Here is an 18,568-nt window from a genome sequence, read left to right as displayed (position 1 = left end):
GACGGATTTAGGCGGTTTGGCAAACCGGATCAAAGGTGCAGCGCGGGCTTGGACTGGCGAACGCCATGAGCAGAAGTGACCCGGACACGCAGGGCAATCAGCAACGCGGCCAGCAGCATCAGCACGGCTGCCGCTACGAATACGCCTGCGCTGCCACTGAGGCTGAACATTGCACCGCCAGCGGCGGCGCCAGTGGCGATGGCTGACTGCACAGAGGCCACTACCATGCCTCCGGCGCTTTCCGCCTGATCAGGTACCGCGCTGGCGACCCAGTTCGACCACGCCACCGGCACACCACCAAAGGCCATGCCCCAGACCGCCAGCAGTAGCGCCTGTCCCGGCACCGAGGCCGGCAACAGCACCAACGCCAGTGCTGCAACGCCGACCAGCGCGGGCATCAGCACCAGAGTGGCCAGCGGGTGGCGCTCCAGCAGCCGGCCGGCCAACAGCGTGCCGACGAAGTTCGCCACACCGAACCCCAGCAGCATCAGGGACAGCCCTTGCGCGCCGATGCCGGTAGTCCCTTCAAGGAATGGCCGAACATAGGTAAACATCGCGAAGTGCCCGCTGTGCACCAGCACACAACCGAACATGCCCATGGCGATGCCTGGGCGCTGCAACACCTCGAGCACAGTGCGCAGGCGTGCCGGCCGGCGCGGCGCAAGACGCGGGAGAGTGAACGACTGGAAAGCCAGGGTCACCATGCCTACCGCCGCCGCTGCGAAGAACGCGCTGCGCCAGCCATACAGCCCGCCCAGATAGCTGCCCAGCGGCACTGCCACTACCGTGCCGATGGCGATGCCGCTGAAAATGATCGACAGCGCCCGGGGCAACAAGGCACTCGGCACCAAGCGCATCGCTACCGCCGCCGCCATGCTCCAGAACCCGCCAAGGGCAATGCCCAGCAAGATACGCATCAACAACAGCACCGCGAAGCTGGAGGAAACGGCGACCAACAGATTGGAGGCGACCATCAACGTCGAAAAACCCAACAACACCCAGCGTCGGTCGATACCACGGGTCAGACCTGGCACCAACAAGCCGGCGAACAGCGCCACCACGGCAGTTACCGTTACCGCCTGGCCAGCCAGCGCTTCGGACACTCCCAGGTCAGTAGCCATCAGCGTCAACAAACTGGCCGGAAGGTACTCAGCGGTCAGTAATCCGAACACACCCATTGCCAACGAAAATACTGCCATCCACGCCGGGGTTGCAGGTTCTACGTCCGCGCCGACGCCGCAATGGCGGTCGGATACGGTGTTACATACACAGTCAGTCATTGCACGGATCTCCCAATCTTCATTAAGAGCCGAAGTCTAGGCGCCGAAATCGGGATGATCTATGATCCAAAGTCTCTACTTTTTGACCAAAACACCTGAACGATGCCTGCAGATCAGTTTGCTCTTTCCTCGGACCTCATCAACGAGCTGTTGCGCGGCATGCGCCTGCGTGGTGTTGAATACCGGCGTATCCAGGCGGGTCCTGCCTTTGGTTTGGGCTTCGCGGAAAAACCTGGGCATGCCTGGTTCCACTTCGTGGCCGTCGGCAATGCGGTACTGCGAATGGAGGACGGCAGCACCTACGCGCTGTCTGCCGGCAACGCCGTGTTCATATCCCATGGCGCAGCCCATCAACTGTTTTCTCATCAGGGCGCGCCTGTCCAGGACATCGATCGTCTAGACGGTGCGCCCTTGGGTGAAACCGTCAGCGCGGTGAATACCGGAACCGATGCCAGCGCCACTCCGAGCACTATTCTGTTCAGTGCTTGTATGGAGTTTGAACTGGGCAGTATCCATGGCCTTGGCCGGCTGATGCCGGGACTGATGCTGATTGATGCCGGCGGCCAGCGTTACCCCGGGCTGGTGCCGATCCTGACCACCATGGAACGTGAGGTCAGCGCCGCTCGTGTCGGCTTCGCCGGTATTCTCGCGCGGCTGGCCGACGTGGTGGCGGCCATGGTAGTTCGCGGCTGGGTCGAGTGCGCCTGCGGCAATGCCTCTGGTCTGGTCGCCGCCTTGCGCGATCCCCGCTTGGCCGGTGCACTGCTTGCGCTCCATCAACAACCGGGCCGCGACTGGACTGTTGCGCAGTTGGCAGAGCACTGCAATACCTCACGCTCGGTCTTCGCGGACCGCTTTCAGGCTACGATTGGCATGGCCCCGCTACGCTATGTCACCGAACTGCGGATGCGGCTTGCAAGCCAGTGGCTGACCCTCGAAAGGCTACCGATTGAAGAGGTGGCGCAGCGTTTGGGCTATACCTCCCAGGCCGCTTTCAGTCGTGCATTCAAGCGCATTACGGGCAAGACGCCTGGATTGAGTCGCAAGGTGAGGCAAGCCGAATGCGGCTAGTCGATGATCCCTGCCGCCGACTCATTTACCTCCCGTTACATCGAGGAATGTACCGGTAACGAATGATGCCTCCGCGCTCGCCAACCATAGAATTGCGCGTGCCACTTCCTCAGGCTGTCCGCCCCGCCCCATCGGGATCGAGTCCTTGACACGATCGACCCGCCCCGGCTCACCGCCACTGGCATGCATTTCGGTATAGATATGTCCGGGGCGAATACAGTTGACGCGTATACCTTCCCGTGCGACCTCCTTCGCAAAGCCAATGGTGAACGTCTCCAACGCGCCCTTTGACGCCGCATAGTCGACGTACTCGTTGGGGCTGCCAAGGCGCGCCGAGGCCGATGAGACATTGATCACCACACCGCCCAGGCCGTTGTGGCGGTAAGACATGCGCTTCACCGCCTGTTGGGCACAGAGAATTGGGCCAATGGCGTTGACCGCAAAGATGCGCTGCATCCGCTCGAAGCCGAGGTCCTCCAGGCGTGACTGCGGCGCCAGCATCCCGGCGTTATTGACCAGGACGTCGATGCGTCCGAACGAGTGGTCGATCGCCGCGAACAAATCGACCACCTGTTGCGGATCCGCACTGTCCGCGCGCACCGCCAACGCCCGCTGCCCCAATGCTTCCACATCCGCAGCCACAGCCAGCGCTGCGGGTTCGTTGGCAACGTAGCTGATCGCCACGTCATAACCTCTTGCGGCGGCCAGCCGGGCAGTTGCTGCCCCTACTCCACGACTTCCGCCCGTAATCAGAATCAGCGGTGCCTGCGATACGTTGACCATGAAACTTAACTCCTGAGCCGTTGGCTGTATCAGCCGATGATGAGAGTGCCGCTGGCGATCACTACGCATGCCAGTATCCGGCGCGCGGTGAGCTTCTCGCCGAGAAACACATAGCCGATCAACGCCGCAAACAGCACGCTGGTTTCGCGCAATGCGGATACCGCGCCCAGGGGCGCTTCGTTCATGGCGTAGATGACCATTGCATAGGCGAGCAAAGAGACCAGCCCGCCGACCAGCGCGGTCACTGTTCCGGGCCGGACGGAGAACAAGCTGCGGGTATCGCGCAGGCCGATATAGACCATTGGCATCAGTACGCCCCACAGGGCACACATCCACACCGTGTAGGCTAGCGGCGAGCCGGAGATCCTGGCGCCGATGCCGTCAACCACGCTGTAGGCCGCGATAAAGCCGCCCGTTCCCAGCGCATAAGGCAGGCTGGGAACCGACAGACTGCGCCCTCTGAAAGCCAGCGACATAATCCCGCCTGACACCAGCGCAATACCGAGTAACACGTCAGGCGTGATGCTTTCTCCGGCAAACACGGCGGCCCCCAGAGTGATCAACACCGGCGATGATCCACGCGAAATCGGATAGATCTGCCCCAGGTCGCCGACCCGGTAACTGCGCACCAGAAACAGGTTGTAGCCGACATGCAGCAACCCTGAAAGCACCGCGTAGCCCCAGCTCTCAATCGCGGGGGGCACCATGAACGCTGCGGCGACGACACTGGTGATGGCGATGGCAATGCACATCACTGTCATCGACCACAGCCGATCGGCGCCGCTACGCAGCAGCGCATTCCAGCTGGCATGCAGGAGCGCGGCGAAAAGCACGAGGAAGATGATATGAATAGGCATGCGCCACTTTAGGCAATGCGGCAACGGGACTAAAGCGAAGCTTCCTCATCACAGCATGAACGTATACTCATGACTCACCCATCCGGTCGTTGGACTTCAGCGCCTCACTGACCAACCATTGGCGAAAGCTGGCGATATGCGGTTGCGCTTCGATGCCCTTGGGGCAGACGAAGTAGTACGCCAGCGGTGATGGGAATGGCACATCAAACAACCGCACCAAACGGCCATCGCTGATTTCGTTCTCGACATGCCCGCTGCGCACCAATGCAACGCCCTGGCCGAGCAAGGCGGCCTCGACCGTCATGTTGGTATCGCCAAATCTGACACACTCCTTTAGCGGCAAATAGGCCAGCCCGACGGCTTGAAACCACACCTCCCATTTTGGCACCAATTCAGCACCATCGCGCGTGAGTAGCGGGAAATGCAACAGTTCTGCGGGGCTCAGCGGCGTACCGACGCGTCGCAACAGTTCGGGGCTGGCCACCGGAAATACCTGCTCCCCAAACAGGAACTCGGAATGCAGACCGGGGTAATCGCCCTTGCCCAGCCTGATCGCAACATCAGCCTGGCCGTAAGAGAAGTGGATGATTTTATCCGTGGTGTCCAGCGAGACCAGCAGCTCGGGGTGCTGACGAGCGAGACGCGGCAAGCGCGGCAGCAACCATTTGAGCGCGAAGGAATAGGTGGTGCTGACGCCGAGTCGAACTCTGCCTTTTTGCTCGCGCAAGTCCCCCAAAGTCGCCTCCAGGCTGATGAAAAACTCGCGTACGATGGGCGCCAGCGCAGCCCCCGCTGCCGTGAGACGTAACGCCTTGCCACGTTCAAACAACTGCACTCCCCAAAGGGCCTCAAGATGCTTGAGCTGATGACTGACCGCGCTTTGAGTTACATGCAGCTCTTGTGCGGCCGACGTAAAGGTCAAGTGCCGGGTGGCAGCTTCAAATGCGCGCAAGGTCGCGGTAGGCGGCAGGTCTCTCATTAGGACAGCATCCAGTGAGTTATCAGAAAAGTGCTTACATGAACGCCAGCTCATGATAGAACCAAACTCACTCGAAACGTCACTTCGAATATCGAGGCAGATCCGACCATCAACAAGACCATTGATAAGCACCATGCTTCTGCTGACTGGATGTTTATAGAACCTGTGCAAGGGACGAAGTCCGCCTGCGATCTGATTTTTGACTCAATCAACGGTATTTTCGGCCAATGAACAGCTTCCGCGCGGTCATATACCTGGGCGTTCTACTCTGCAGCGGCTGCGTAAAAACGGCCAGCATTCCGCCCACCGACCTCACGCTATCATCGTTTGAGCTCGGCCCCGCCAATCTGTTCACGGCACACTTCAACTCCACTGTGGATTTGCAGAACGCTTTCAATGACTACGAAAACTCCAACCAGCTCAGCCCTACCCTGATCTGCTCTCTGAACCGAGACATGGAGTTCTCATCCGAGCATTCAATCGCGGTAAAAGCCGAAGGGCGAGTGAACGCAAGCGGTCAAGCCAGGCCCAATTACAAGTTTTCCTCCGACCTGATCTTCTACTACACCAATCCGGATGGTACGCAACGCGACTTGAATGACTACGACGCCATCAAACCGTTGCTGACGTCGCAAGCTTCAATCCCGTGCAAAGTTCGCATAACCGCCTATGGGTATGAGGTCTATTACACGAATACGTTATTCATCCCCTCCAGGATCATGATTGAACATATCTTCAGATAGCCGCGCTTTGCTGAACCTGGCGCAAGGATTTGGAGAAGCGCTGGTCGTCAGGTGAGCCCCCATAAAAAAGCCCGGAAACCTTCCCCGAGCTTTTTCATTTCTGCGCCTCTTTTGCATTTTTGTGCGACAGATCCCCTTTCAGGACTCCCGCAAGGCTCTGGCACGGTGTTAGTTTGTAAGTGTATATGTCTCAACCTTGAGACACGCCTAACTCACTGCCCTGCAAAGGAATGCCCTTCGTAATGAATGTCCCTTTCAAAAAACTGGCTGCCACCACCTTGATGCTGGCCGGTCTTGCCGTGTTCACGGCGCCCGCACAAGCCAATATCACTCCGCAGCAGAGCGCTGAAATCCTCAAGACTTATAGCGCAGACAAAGCCACTGATTTCCGCCAATTCCTCGGTAATCTGGGGAAAAGCGATCTGGCGAAAACCGCCGACATCGACCCGGCCATTGGTGCTTACCTCGACAACAAGGCATTGAGCGCCGAGCAGCAGAACGAAATCTATCGTCTGCTGGGTCTCTACACGCGAGCGAAATACAGCGCCGCCGCTACCGAAACCCTGCGCGAACTGGTCGAGATCCCGACCTTTCGCAAGGATGGCGTCGAACAGCACGACAACCCGGAATTCACCAAGATCGCGGCGAAGATTCAGAGCCTTGCCGAGTCGTTCAATCTGAAATTCCGCAACATCGACAACCGCGTGTACGAGATCTCTCTCGACGGCAGCGGCGATGAAGTGGTTGGCATTCATGCGCATGCCGACGTGGTGCCGGTGACGCCGGAAAACTGGGTGCTCAAGGATGGCACCCGCCTCGACCCGTTCAAGATCACCTTGATCGGCGATCGCATGTATGGTCGCGGCACCGAGGATGACAAGAACGGCATCGTGGTTACGCTCTATGCCATGAAAGTCATCAAGGAAGAAAAACTGCCGCTGGTGCGCAACTTCAAGTTGCTGGTCGACACCACCGAAGAAACCACGGGCGACGCGATCCCTTACTACTTCGAACGCAATCCGACACCGAACTACAACCTCGCGCTGGATGGTGGCTACCCGGTGGTGATTGCCGAGAAAGGCTACGGCACCGTCATGGCCAACTTTGCCAAGCGCAAAGGCGAAGGCAAAGGTACCGAAATCGTCTCGATGACCGGTGGCCTGGCGACCAACCAGATTCCATCGGCGTCGGTCGCCACCCTGATCACCGACAAACCTGCTGAACTGGCTGCCAGTCTGCAAAAGGCCGGTGATGAGTTTGCCAAGCGCAATGGCGGCGATTTCCAGGTCAGCGCCAAGGTCGACGGCAAAGACGTCAAACTGACCGTGACTGGCGTATCTGCGCACTCCTCCGAGCCAGAATCCGGGGTCAACCCGGTCGCGCGGATGCTGGTCTTTATCAATAGCCTTGATGGCAAAGTCGCGTTCAAGCACAACCACATCACCGATGCCGCGCGTTATGCCGCCGACAACTGGGGGCTGGATTACCTGGGCAACAAGCTGAATGTCGGTTTCTCCGATGCCTTCATGGGGCCGCTGACAACGTCGCTGACCTACGTCGGCATGGATGACAAAGCCTTCAAACTCGCGGTCAACCTGCGCGTGCCGAAGGGCAAGTCGCCGGAGAAGCTCAAGGCTGAAATCGCCGATAAACTGGCGGCGTGGGACAAGAAAAGCCACGTAGCCGTAACCTTCGATTATTCGATCGCCGAGCCGATGTACCGTAATCCTGAGGGTGAGTGGGTCAAGGCGCTGCTGGCGGTATCGACTGAAAACCTCGGCATGAAACACGAGTTCGGCACCTCCGCCGGCGCTACCTCGGTGCATGAACTGCCGAATGGCGTGCAATTCGGTCTGGCCATGCCAAACGTGAAATACACCGGTCACACTGACGGCGAATTCAAGACTGTGGAGCAATTCCAGCTGGATCTGCAGATCGTGACTGAAATGATCGGACGCATCGGCCAGTTGCCGAAACTCTGACCGCATTGTCGAACCCGCCGCCATGGCGGGTTCGGCATTTTTAATCCCCGCATAATCCCCGCCGCGCAGCCTCGCTCCTGACTTTTACACGTCGGGCAACACTGAATTGTCCTGAGAGAGATTGATAGCCACCTAACGAAAGGTGCATGCTAGAGGGCTCGTTCGGGTCTTATATCATTCCGAATGATAGTTACCTTTGCTTCATTCGATTCGTGCCATCACACCCCGCCGAGCATCATCCGCCCATCTTCAATACATTGGCGGATGCATCCATGGAACAGTCACTCAAACATTTGCGCTTCCCGTTGGCCATGTTGGCCGTACTGGTGATGAGCGCCTGCGGCAAGACTCCCGAGACTGCCGCCACCATGCCTGCTGCGAAAGTCAGCGTTGCCAAGGTGCTGGAACAACCGGTCAACGAGTGGGACGAATTCACCGGGCGCCTCGAGGCGCCGGAAACCGTTGAAATCCGTCCACGGGTCTCCGGCCAGATCGACGACGTCGCTTTCACTGAAGGCGCACTCGTCAAGAAAGGCGACCTGCTGTTCCAGATTGACCCGCGTCCGTTCCAGGCTGAGGTGCGCCGCCTCGAAGCCCTCGTAGCCCAATCCCGCGCCAACGCCACTCGCAGTGAAAACGAAGCCGGTCGCGGTGAACGTCTGCGCGCCAGCAACGCCATTTCCGCCGAACTGGCCGACTCGCGCACCAGCGCTGCACAAGAAGCCCGCGCCGCCGTCGGTGCCCTGCAAGCGCAACTGGATCTGGCCAAACTGAACCTCAGCTTCACCCGCGTGACCGCGCCGATCAGTGGTCGCGTCAGCCGTGCCGAGATCACCGCCGGTAACCTGGTGACCGCCGACACTACGCCGCTGACCAGCGTAGTTTCCACCGACCGCGTTTATGCCTACTTCGACGCCGATGAGCGTGTATTCCTCAAATACACCCAACTCGCTCGTAACGGTCAGCGCGGTGCCACCACTCCGGTGTACATGGGCCTGTCCAACGAAGACGGCAACCCACACCTCGGCCAGATGAACTTCGTCGACAACCAGGTCAACCCGAAAACCGGCACCATCCGTGGTCGCGCGGTGTTCGACAACAGCGACGGCACCTACACCCCGGGCCTCTACGCACGCTTGAAGCTGGTTGGCAGCGGCACCTACAACGCCATGTTGATCAACGACGAAGCGGTCGGTACCGACCTCGGCAAGAAGTTCGTACTGGTCATGGATGCGGACAACAAAACCGCGTACCGCGCCGTCGAACTGGGTCCGAAAATCGAAGGCCTGCGCATCGTCCGTAATGGCCTGAACAAGGACGACACGATCATCGTCAAGGGTCTGCAACGGGTTCGTCCTGGCTCACCGGTCACGCCTGAAGTGGTGCCAATGGCCAGCGAACAGACCATCGCGGCACTCGCTCAACAACGTCAAGCGCTGGAAGCCAGCAACCTGCCCAAAGTCGCCCCTGCCAAAGGCGCGTCCGGTTCGGTTGTGAAGCTGGCTGCTACGACCCCACGCGGTTAAGGGACGACAACTCCGATGAATTTTTCCCAATTCTTCATTTCCCGGCCGATCTTCGCAGCGGTGCTTTCGCTGCTGATCCTGATCGCCGGTGCGATCTCGCTGTTCCAGCTACCGATCAGCGAATACCCGGAAGTCGTGCCACCGACCGTGGTGGTGCGTGCCAACTTCCCGGGCGCCAACCCTAAAGTCATCGGTGAAACCGTGGCCGCTCCGCTGGAGCAGGCCATCACCGGCGTCGAGAACATGCTGTACATGTCCTCGCAGTCGACCGCCGACGGCAAGATCACCCTGACCATCACCTTCGCCCTGGGCACTGACCTGGACAATGCGCAGGTGCAGGTGCAAAACCGGGTGACCCGAACCGAGCCGAAGCTTCCCGAGGAAGTGACGCGCATCGGTATCACCGTCGACAAAGCATCGCCTGACCTGACCATGGTTGTGCACTTGACCTCGCCGGACAAGCGCTACGACATGCTCTACCTGTCCAACTACGCGATCCTCAACATCAAGGATGAGCTCGCTCGTCTCAACGGTGTCGGTGATGTGCAGTTGTTCGGTATGGGCGACTACTCGCTGCGTGTCTGGCTCGACCCGAACAAGACCGCTTCGCGCAATCTGACCGCGACCGATGTGGTCACCGCGATTCGTGAGCAAAACCGCCAGGTGGCTGCCGGTCAGTTGGGTGCGCCCCCTGCCCCGAATGCCCAGAGCTTCCAGCTGTCGGTCAACACACAGGGTCGTCTGGTCTCCGAGGAAGAGTTCGAGAACATCATCATTCGTGCAGGCGACGACGGTGAAATCACTCGCCTCAAGGACATCGCTCGGGTTGAACTGGGCTCCAGCCAATATGCGCTGCGTTCGTTGCTGGACAACCAGCCGGCCGTAGCCATCCCGATCTTTCAGCGTCCAGGCTCCAATGCCATCGACATCTCGAACGACGTTCGGGCGAAAATGGACGAGTTGAAGAAAGGCTTCCCGCAAGGCATGGATTACAGCATCGTCTATGACCCGACGATCTTCGTGCGCGGTTCGATCGAGGCGGTGGTTCACACCCTCTTCGAAGCACTGATCCTCGTGGTACTGGTGGTGATCCTGTTCCTGCAAACATGGCGCGCCTCGATCATTCCGTTGGTGGCGGTGCCGGTATCGTTGATCGGTACGTTTGCGGTGATGCACCTGTTCGGCTTCTCGCTCAACGCGCTGTCCTTGTTCGGATTGGTGCTGGCCATCGGTATCGTGGTCGACGACGCCATCGTGGTGGTGGAGAACGTCGAACGGAACATTGAACTCGGACTGACACCGGTCGAAGCAACCAAACGTGCCATGCGTGAAGTAACCGGTCCGATCGTTGCCACGGCGCTGGTGCTGTGTGCGGTGTTCATTCCGGCGGCCTTCATCTCCGGTCTCACCGGGCAGTTCTACAAACAGTTTGCACTGACCATCGCCATCTCGACGGTGATCTCGGCGTTCAACTCGCTGACCCTGTCGCCAGCACTGGCCGCGGTATTGCTGAAAGGCCACGACGCACCGAAAGACCGCTTTTCCAAGGTGCTCGACAAGATCTTCGGTGGCTGGCTGTTCCGTCCGTTCAACCGTTTCTTCGATCGTGCCAGCCATGGCTACGTCGGCACCGTGCGTCGGGTTATCCGCAGCAGCGGCATCGCCCTGCTGTTGTACGCAGGCCTGATGGTGCTGACCTTCTTCGGTTTCTCCAGCACGCCGACCGGCTTCGTACCGGGCCAGGACAAGCAATACCTGGTGGCCTTCGCGCAACTGCCGGACGCTTCGAGCCTGGATCGCACCGAAGAAGTCATCAAGCGCATGTCCGACATGGCGCTGAAACAGCCAGGCGTGGAAAGCGCCGTAGCGTTCCCGGGCCTGTCGATCAACGGCTTCACCAACAGTCCGAACGCCGGCATCGTCTTCGTGACCCTGAAACCATTCGACGAACGTAAAGACCCGAGCATGTCCGCCGGTGCAATTGCCGGGGCCTTGAACGGCCAGTACGCGAACATTCAAGAGGCGTACATGGCGATCTTCCCGCCACCGCCGGTACAAGGTCTGGGCACCATTGGTGGTTTCCGTCTGCAAATCGAAGACCGGGGCAACCTGGGCTACGACGAGCTGTACAAAGAAACCATGAACATCATCAACAAGAGCCACAGCGTTCCGGAACTGGCGGGCCTGTTCACCAGCTACACAGTGAACGTGCCTCAGGTCGATGCCGCCATCGACCGTGAAAAAGCCAAGACCCACGGCGTGGCCGTCAGCGACATCTTCGACACCCTGCAGATCTACCTGGGGTCGCTGTATGCCAACGACTTCAACCGCTTCGGGCGCACCTATCAGGTCAACGTTCAGGCCGAACAACAGTTCCGCCTCGAATCCGACCAGATCGGCCAGCTGAAAGTACGTAACAACAAAGGCGAAATGATCCCGCTGGCGACCTTCATCAAGGTCAGCGACACCTCGGGCCCGGATCGCGTGATGCACTACAACGGCTTCATCACCGCAGAAATCAACGGTGCGGCTGCCCCGGGCTACAGCTCCGGCCAGGCGGAAAAAGCCATCGAGAAACTGCTGAAGGATGAACTGCCGAACGGCATGACCTACGAGTGGACCGACCTGACCTACCAGCAGATTCTGTCCGGCAACACCGCGCTGTTCGTATTCCCGCTCTGCGTATTGCTGGCGTTCCTGGTACTGGCCGCTCAATACGAAAGCTGGAGCCTGCCATTGGCGGTGATCCTGATCGTACCGATGACCCTGCTGTCGGCCATCACCGGTGTGATCATCTCGGGCGGTGACAACAACATCTTCACCCAGATCGGTCTGATCGTACTGGTGGGACTTGCCTGTAAGAACGCGATTCTGATCGTCGAGTTCGCCAAGGACAAACAGGAAGAAGGCCTCGACCCGCTCGCTGCGGTACTCGAAGCTTGCCGTCTGCGTCTGCGGCCGATCCTGATGACCTCCTTCGCGTTCATCATGGGTGTGGTGCCACTGGTGTTCTCCAGCGGTGCCGGTGCCGAGATGCGTCACGCCATGGGTGTGGCGGTGTTCTCCGGGATGCTCGGGGTGACCTTCTTCGGTCTGTTGCTGACCCCAGTGTTCTACGTACTGATCCGTAACTTTGTTGAACGCGGCGAAGCCCGCAAAGCGGCCAAAGCTCTGAAACTGGAGGCGCAACAATGAGTCTGAAAGTCTTCCTGCCGAGTCTGCTGGTGCTGGCTCTCAGCGCCTGCGCTGTCGGCCCCGACTACAAGACCCCAGCCACGGAGGCGGCCAATATCACGGCCGCCACCGACGGCGCCGCCGGGCAAAAGAACTTCGACCGTTCTAAATTCGAAGGCATCTGGTGGCAGCAATTCGACGATCCGACCCTCAACCAGTTGGTGACCCAATCGCTGCAAGGCAACCGTGAACTGCGCGTGGCGTTCGCGCGCTGGAAAGCCGCCCGGGCGATCCGCGACGACGCCAGCAACGATGCGATGCCGACCATCACCAGCCGCGCCAGCAGTGATCTGGCCAAGGGGCAAATCCCCGGCCAAACCACCAACCGGGTCAATAGCGAACGCTATGACCTCGGTCTGGACATGGCCTGGGAGCTAGACCTGTTCGGGCGCATCCAGCGCAATCTGGAAGCCAGCGACGCCGACCAGCAGGCAGCCGAAGCCGATCTGTACCAACTGCAAGTCACCATGATTGCCGAACTGGTCGACGCTTACGGTCAACTGCGCGGTGCACAACTGCGCGAAAAGATTGCCGTGGCCAACCTGAACAACCAGCAGGAGTCGCGCAAGATCACCATCAGCCTGCGTGACGCCGGCGTGGGCGATCAGCTCGACGTCGAACGTGCCGATGCACGTCTGGCTTCGGTCGAAGCCAGCGTGCCGCAATTGCAGGCAGAACAGGTTCGGCAGAAAAACCGTATTGCTACCCTCTTGGGCGAGCGTCCGGACAAGCTGACTGTCGATCTGAGTCCAAAAGACCTGCCAGCGATTGCCAAAGCCTTGCCGATCGGTGACCCGGGCGAACTGCTGCAGCGTCGTCCGGACATTCTCAGCGCCGAACGCCAACTGGCCTCGGCCACGGCACGTATCGGCGTGGCGAAAGCCGATCTGTTCCCACGGGTCAGCCTCAGCGGCTTCCTCGGCTGGACGGCCGGGCGTGGTTCGCAGATTGGTTCCTCGGCGGCCAACGCCTGGGCACTCGGCCCGAGCATCACTTGGGCAGCATTTGATCTTGGCAGCGTGCGAGCTCGATTGCGCGGCGCCGATGCCGATGCCGAAGGCGCCCTGGCGACCTACGAGCAACAAGTGCTGCTGGCTCTGGAAGAATCGGAAAACGCTTTCAGTGATTACGGCAAACGTCAGCAACGCTTGATCTCGCTGATCCGTCAGAGCGAATCGAGCCGCAAGGCTGCCGACCTCGCTGAAATCCGCTATCGCGAAGGTACGACCGACTTCCTTGTGTTGCTCGACGCCCAACGTGAGCGCCTGAACGCCGAAGACAGCCAGGCCCAGGCCGAAGTCGACCTGTATCGCGGCATCGTCGCGATCTACAAAGCCCTTGGCGGTGGCTGGCAACCGGAGACAGTGGCCAGCAAGTAATCGATTGTTAAAGAGCTCCTTTGGTTGGCCGCAACCAACCAAATTTTTTGCCCCGCGTATCATTCGGTCGCGGGGTTTTTTTATGCCTCGAAAATCACACCCTCTTCTGTAGGAGCTGCCGCAGGCTGCGATCTTTTGACTTTGCTTTAAAAGAGCAGATCAAAAGATCGCAGCCTGCGGCAGCTCCTACAGGGATCAGTTTTCCAGCACGGTGACGGTCGCTGTGGTGCCAGCACGCAGGCGGTTCTTGCCGGCATAGTCGCCATCAATGTCGATCCGCACCGGCACCCGCTGTGCCAGTTTTACCCACGTGTAACTCGGGTTGATGTTGGCCAGTAACCGGCTGCCCGGCGCGTTCTCCCGGTCGGCGATGGCGAAGGCGATGCTCTGCACCCTGCCGCCGAAGGTCTCTCCGCTCATCAATTGCACCCGCACCCGATCGCCCTCTGTAATTCGCGGCAGTTTGGTTTCTTCGAAATAACCACTGATGTAGAACGAATCACTGTCGACCAGTGCCAATAAAGCGCCGCCGCTCACCGCGTAGTCACCTTCACGGGTCAGCAGGTTGGTGACATAACCGCTCACTGGGGACTCGACGCGGGTGCGCTGCAAGTCCAGTTCGGCCTGGGTCAGCGCGGCAATCGCCAACTGCACGTTCGCCTCGGCCAGACCGAGATTGGCCTGATTGCGTAGAAGATCCGCTTGGGCCACCGCGACATCGGTACTGGATTTTTCCCACTCTTCTCCGGAGATCGCAAAACCCTGCTTGAGTGTACGCCGCCGGCGTTCTTCGCTTTGCCTCTGCTTGAGCAAGGCTTCACTGGCAACGATGGCCGCTTGCGACTGACCCAGCGTTGCCTTCGACACTTCCACCGAACGCCGCGAGTGTTCCACCGCGAGGCGGTAGCGCGCCGGGTCGATCTCCATCAACAATTGCCCCTTGTCGACATGCTGGTTGTCCTGCACGGCCAGACTGACAATGCGCCCCGAGACATCCGCCGACAGCGTCACCACATCGGCTCTGACCCGGGCATCGCGAGTCCACGGCGCGCGGGTGTAATGCTCCCAGGCAAACCAGCCGAGCACGATCGCCAACAGCACCACTGCCAACGTGATCAATCGCGTGAATAACACTTTCAAGGCATCAGGCTCCCATCAGCAAAATCAGCGTGGCACAGACGCAGGCATACAAAGCGCCTTCGAACAGCGCCTCATGCCAGACCAGACGCAGTACGCCAAGTCGCCGCAAACCCCAGTCCAGCAACATGAAAATCGGTATGGCCAACAGTAACGCCTGGGCAATGGGCGGCAGGTAGACGCCGCCAATTTCGAAATCAATGGGCAAGGGCTGCTTCTCCTTCCGGAACAGAGTGCTGGATAGCGTCACCGTGGCGTTGCAGAAATGACACGACGATCAATAGGGCCACACGCATACGAAACAGCGACCAGACATGCTCATGACTGGCGATGTGCAGTTCATCCAGTTCATCGCCCAGTGTGTGCAGCGTGGTCAGCAGTGGCGCCAATTGCACATCCTGTCGCCCGGCGACATAGCGCCCGGTCTTGCGCACGGCCGATGCCAGACGCTGAGTAAAGGCATCTGTCAGCAGCGCATTGTTGTGCGCTTGCTGCCGCAACTGGTGCATGGCCACACCCAGTGCCACGCACGCCAGGCTGATTTCATAGAGTTGCTGCATGGCCCGGTTGTTCACCGCTGGCAGCAGGCCGAGCATGCTGGTCAGGCGATCGACCATGCGGCTTTCAAAGGCAAACTGTTGTTCATCGGTCGCCGGGGTTTTGCTCAGTGCATACACCTGCTCGCGCGCTTCGTTATACAAACGGCGAAGGCGCCACGCCGGGCGAAACGGGAAAATCCACGCGTAAACGATCAGGGCAAGCATGGCTGCACTGACATAGGCGCCGGCAAATTCGAACCATTGAATCGCCGTGTTCTGTCCGGTACCGACATTCTGCGGGCCGAGCATCAGAAAACTCGACAACCCCAACCCCATACCGATACCCGCCGTCGCCGGACTGGCCAGACCGATTGCGATCACATACAGCAGCGGTGCCAGCAACAACGCCAACAGCTCGAAATCACTGATCGCCGGCACCAGCATGAATTGATAGAACGCCGAGACCACCAGCGCCAGCCCCAAGCCTCGCGCATAACTCTGCGCGGCTATCAGTGGACGCGGGAAAGTAGCCATCAGCGAGCAGAGGATTCCCACCAGAATCATTCCGCCTCGCGCACCGTCCCACGCGGTTTCGATCCAGATCAACCCGGCCACCAGCAACGCAGTGAAGGCGCGGATCGCATTCATCGACGCCAAAGTGAAGTCCAGATGCAGAGGGCTGACCTGGCCACGATAGAGACAACTGGCCTCGCGCCCTTCCTGAATGGCATCACTCAACTCGAGAATCTGCTCGAGTTGCTGCAACAGCCGCGCCTGCTCCCAGCGCAACGCCCAGGCCAGCGAGCGCAAGGTGGCGCTCATGTCTTCGGTCAACTGCTCGGCTTGATACGCCAACGCCTCGAACTGTTGCTGCAGCTTGATGAATTGCTGGCGTGTGGGCTCGGGCAGCGATCGCCCCTGCTCCGCCAACTGATCGAGAAGCGCCAGTTCGTCCGCACGCAGTCGCTGGATCTCCAGCGGCAGATCACCCTCCCAGCGCTCGGTGAGCAGTTCGCGCTGATGGCGTAGCGCGGTCAATCGCGAGGTCAACAACATCAGCTGGTTGCCCAACAGCAGTACCAGATGGTTGGCGCTGCGCAACCGTGGCGCATCGAAATACAAGTGCCGGCGCAGGCCTTCGAGGGCACTGATCTCACCGAGCAATTGCATTTGCCGGCGCTGGAAATCGGCCTCGCTTTCTTCCGTGCGAAGCACCGCCGCAGCGTGACTGGCGGCCAGTTTGATAACCTGATCGACCTTGGCGAAATACCCCTTGGCCACCGCTTGCGGGCGTGCCGTCAACAGGCTGACCACACACACGCAGGCCACGGCCAGCAAGGTTTCGGTAACGCGGGTGACGGCCAATAAAAAGGTGCCGTCCTGATCCGGAATCGCCAGCAACGCCACCACCACGGCGGTGTAACCACTGAGCACAAAGGCTTGCGAACTGGTGTAGCGCAGCAACGTACCGCCCGCCGTGCACAGCGCCAGCCACAGGGCCAGAGTGGTAATGAATGGCAGCGGTGCCTGTGGAAAGATGGCCATGATCAATACCGCCACCGCCGCCCCGAGGGTCGTGCCGATCACCTGACCGAAGCTGCGTGCCAGCGCCATCCCGGCCAACGGCTGGCTGACAATGACCACTGCCATGATCGACCACTTCGGCTGATCGAGATCGAACAAGAACGCCAGGTACAGCGTCAGCAAGCCCGCCGCAATGGTTCGCAGGGCAAACAGCAGTGCAGCCTGACCGGGGTGGATCACGGCTCGGAAATAATTGAACAGGGCTTGCATGGGCACACTCATCGAAACGACTTCTGCAAGCGTAGACACTGCATCGAAAGCCTGACGGGTAACTGAGTCGACGCAGCTTGTAGGGCGATTCGCATGCACAGGGTTTGACTCGTGGCCCGCGCTGACCGAAGCTTGCCGCTCTGCTCAAGAACGCCTGTTTCGGAAACCTGCATGCCTCAGTCTCGCCGCTACCTGCTTATCAGCCTGGGCCTTGTGCTTATCGTCGTCGTAGCCTGGTTGTCGGTGCGCAGCACCGTCCCGGTCATACCCGATGCAATCAAGCACGGTTATAGCGAAGCGCTCGATGCTGCCCGTAAGGGTCAACCGGGCGCAGCGCGTCAGTTGTATCAGCAACTGGGCCGCCCGGACATATCGGTGAAACGTCGCGTGTGGCTGCACGGTGAGCTGGCCAATTACCCCAGCCCGCAAGCGTTGAAACTGGCCGACACCGACCTGCAGAACGAAGCCCCCGCCGTGCGGCTGGCGGCAATCAAAAGCGTGGTGGGACTGGTGCCGGGCGGGCAACGCAGCCTGTTGCTCGGGCCGATGCTCGAAGATGAAGATCAAACCGTGCGCTTTGCCGCGATCAACGCCCTCCTCGGTTTGACCCCCGATGAACTGGGCCTTTACTTCGCGCCACTACAACAAGCGATCGACGGCTGGGAACAAACGCTCAAGGCGCTGCCGGAAAGCGCTGCCAACTATGCGCAACTGGCCCGGCTGCATATCCACAACGCAGAACTCAAAGAGGCGCAGGTCGCGCTCGACAATACGCTGCGCCTGGAGCCCGGCAATCTGCAGGCGCTGGTGATGCAGATCGATGTCCTCGACCGCCAGGGCCAAACCGACGCCGCTCGGCAACTGCTGGTCAAACAGCTCAAAGCGCAACCTGATTCTGCCTACCTGCAACATGCCTTGGGTCTTTGGCTGTTGCACCACGATCAGCGCGAATACGCTCTGCTCGGTTTGTCCAAAGCCGTTGAGCTGGAACCCGATAACAAGGATTACCGCTACGACCTCGCGACCACCCTGCACAGCGCCGAAGAACTGGAAGCGGCGCAAAACCAGTTGCAGGAAATCGTTCAGCGCCACCCCGCTGACCGCAAGGCGCGGGTTTTGCTGATCAATTACTGGAAAGAAAGCGGGCAATTGCAGAACGTGCAGATTCTGTTGGCGCAGCTGGAACAGCTCAACCCGGATGATCCGGCCTTGCAGCAGGGTCTCTGAGCCACTTTCGACAGCTCGATCGACACATCTCGCAAGG

At 59.7% G+C, this 18,568-nt stretch carries 14 protein-coding genes; 7 read left to right on the top strand and 7 right to left on the bottom strand.

The annotated features are described in order from the left end of the window. Nucleotides 1-29 precede the first annotated feature (29 nt). Nucleotides 30-1,280: an MFS transporter gene (locus ACI514_RS09190; protein WP_405123589.1), complete on the bottom strand. Its 1,251-nt coding sequence runs from the start codon at nucleotides 1,278-1,280 to the stop codon at nucleotides 30-32. A 102-nt stretch (nucleotides 1,281-1,382) separates the two neighbouring features. Here ACI514_RS09190 and ACI514_RS09185 point away from each other — a divergent pair, with 102 nt between their 5' ends. After that, nucleotides 1,383-2,351 (top strand): AraC family transcriptional regulator, encoded by a 969-nt coding sequence (locus tag ACI514_RS09185; protein ID WP_405123588.1) that lies wholly within the window; start codon nucleotides 1,383-1,385, stop codon nucleotides 2,349-2,351. A gap of 21 nt (nucleotides 2,352-2,372) precedes the next feature. Here the strand turns inward: ACI514_RS09185 and ACI514_RS09180 are convergent, their stop codons facing one another. The 3 genes from ACI514_RS09180 to gcvA form a co-directional block, all read right to left on the bottom strand. Then, complete coding sequence (locus tag ACI514_RS09180) at nucleotides 2,373-3,134, bottom strand: SDR family oxidoreductase (protein ID WP_405123587.1); 762 nt, start codon at nucleotides 3,132-3,134, stop codon at nucleotides 2,373-2,375. A gap of 29 nt (nucleotides 3,135-3,163) precedes the next feature. Further along, nucleotides 3,164-3,991, bottom strand: coding sequence for a DMT family transporter (locus ACI514_RS09175; RefSeq protein WP_160058038.1), 828 nt, complete (start codon nucleotides 3,989-3,991; stop codon nucleotides 3,164-3,166). 67 nt (nucleotides 3,992-4,058) lie between these two features. Further along, on the bottom strand, nucleotides 4,059-4,970 hold the full coding sequence (gene gcvA / locus ACI514_RS09170; RefSeq protein WP_405124205.1) for a transcriptional regulator GcvA: 912 nt from the start codon (nucleotides 4,968-4,970) through the stop codon (nucleotides 4,059-4,061). 227 nt (nucleotides 4,971-5,197) lie between these two features. On the opposite strand from gcvA, the gene ACI514_RS09165 reads away from it, so the two are divergent. The 5 genes from ACI514_RS09165 to ACI514_RS09145 all read left to right on the top strand — a co-directional run bounded on the left by ACI514_RS09165 (nucleotide 5,198) and on the right by ACI514_RS09145 (nucleotide 13,834). Further along, complete coding sequence (locus ACI514_RS09165; RefSeq protein WP_405123586.1) at nucleotides 5,198-5,713, top strand: hypothetical protein; 516 nt, start codon at nucleotides 5,198-5,200, stop codon at nucleotides 5,711-5,713. 242 nt (nucleotides 5,714-5,955) lie between these two features. Next, nucleotides 5,956-7,695, top strand: coding sequence for a dipeptidase (locus ACI514_RS09160; protein WP_405123585.1), 1,740 nt, complete (start codon nucleotides 5,956-5,958; stop codon nucleotides 7,693-7,695). Nucleotides 7,696-7,967: 272 nt separating this feature from the next. After that, nucleotides 7,968-9,221, top strand: a complete 1,254-nt coding sequence (gene mexE / locus ACI514_RS09155) for a multidrug efflux RND transporter periplasmic adaptor subunit MexE (protein WP_077573018.1) — start codon at nucleotides 7,968-7,970, stop codon at nucleotides 9,219-9,221. A 15-nt stretch (nucleotides 9,222-9,236) separates the two neighbouring features. Further along, the gene (locus ACI514_RS09150; RefSeq protein ID WP_405123584.1) at nucleotides 9,237-12,416 is read left to right on the top strand and encodes an efflux RND transporter permease subunit; all 3,180 of its coding nucleotides are present in this window, start codon (nucleotides 9,237-9,239) and stop codon (nucleotides 12,414-12,416) included. Then, nucleotides 12,413-13,834, top strand: coding sequence for an efflux transporter outer membrane subunit (locus tag ACI514_RS09145; protein ID WP_123449714.1), 1,422 nt, complete (start codon nucleotides 12,413-12,415; stop codon nucleotides 13,832-13,834). The genes ACI514_RS09150 and ACI514_RS09145 overlap by 4 nt, the downstream gene beginning before the upstream one ends. Before the next feature lie 195 nt (nucleotides 13,835-14,029). On the opposite strand, the gene ACI514_RS09140 is transcribed toward ACI514_RS09145, so the two are convergent. The 3 genes from ACI514_RS09140 to ACI514_RS09130 are packed head-to-tail and all read right to left on the bottom strand — an operon-like array spanning nucleotide 14,030 to nucleotide 17,304. Continuing rightward, nucleotides 14,030-14,974 carry an HlyD family secretion protein gene (locus ACI514_RS09140; protein ID WP_160058043.1) on the bottom strand — a complete coding sequence of 315 codons (945 nt, stop codon included), beginning with the start codon at nucleotides 14,972-14,974 and terminating at the stop codon, nucleotides 14,030-14,032. Nucleotides 14,975-14,978: 4 nt separating this feature from the next. Continuing rightward, complete coding sequence (locus ACI514_RS09135; RefSeq protein ID WP_007914938.1) at nucleotides 14,979-15,179, bottom strand: DUF1656 domain-containing protein; 201 nt, start codon at nucleotides 15,177-15,179, stop codon at nucleotides 14,979-14,981. Continuing rightward, nucleotides 15,169-17,304, bottom strand: coding sequence for an FUSC family protein (locus ACI514_RS09130; protein ID WP_405123583.1), 2,136 nt, complete (start codon nucleotides 17,302-17,304; stop codon nucleotides 15,169-15,171). The genes ACI514_RS09135 and ACI514_RS09130 overlap by 11 nt, the downstream gene beginning before the upstream one ends. 171 nt (nucleotides 17,305-17,475) lie before the next feature. Between ACI514_RS09130 and ACI514_RS09125 the strand changes: the two genes are divergently transcribed. Next, nucleotides 17,476-18,531 carry a tetratricopeptide repeat protein gene (locus tag ACI514_RS09125; RefSeq protein ID WP_160058045.1) on the top strand — a complete coding sequence of 352 codons (1,056 nt, stop codon included), beginning with the start codon at nucleotides 17,476-17,478 and terminating at the stop codon, nucleotides 18,529-18,531. Nucleotides 18,532-18,568 lie beyond the last annotated feature (37 nt).

This window comes from Pseudomonas sp. M20 (assembly GCF_045037865.1).
Lineage (GTDB): Bacteria > Pseudomonadota > Gammaproteobacteria > Pseudomonadales > Pseudomonadaceae > Aquipseudomonas.
This window is presented reverse-complemented; position numbering and strand designations above follow the sequence as displayed.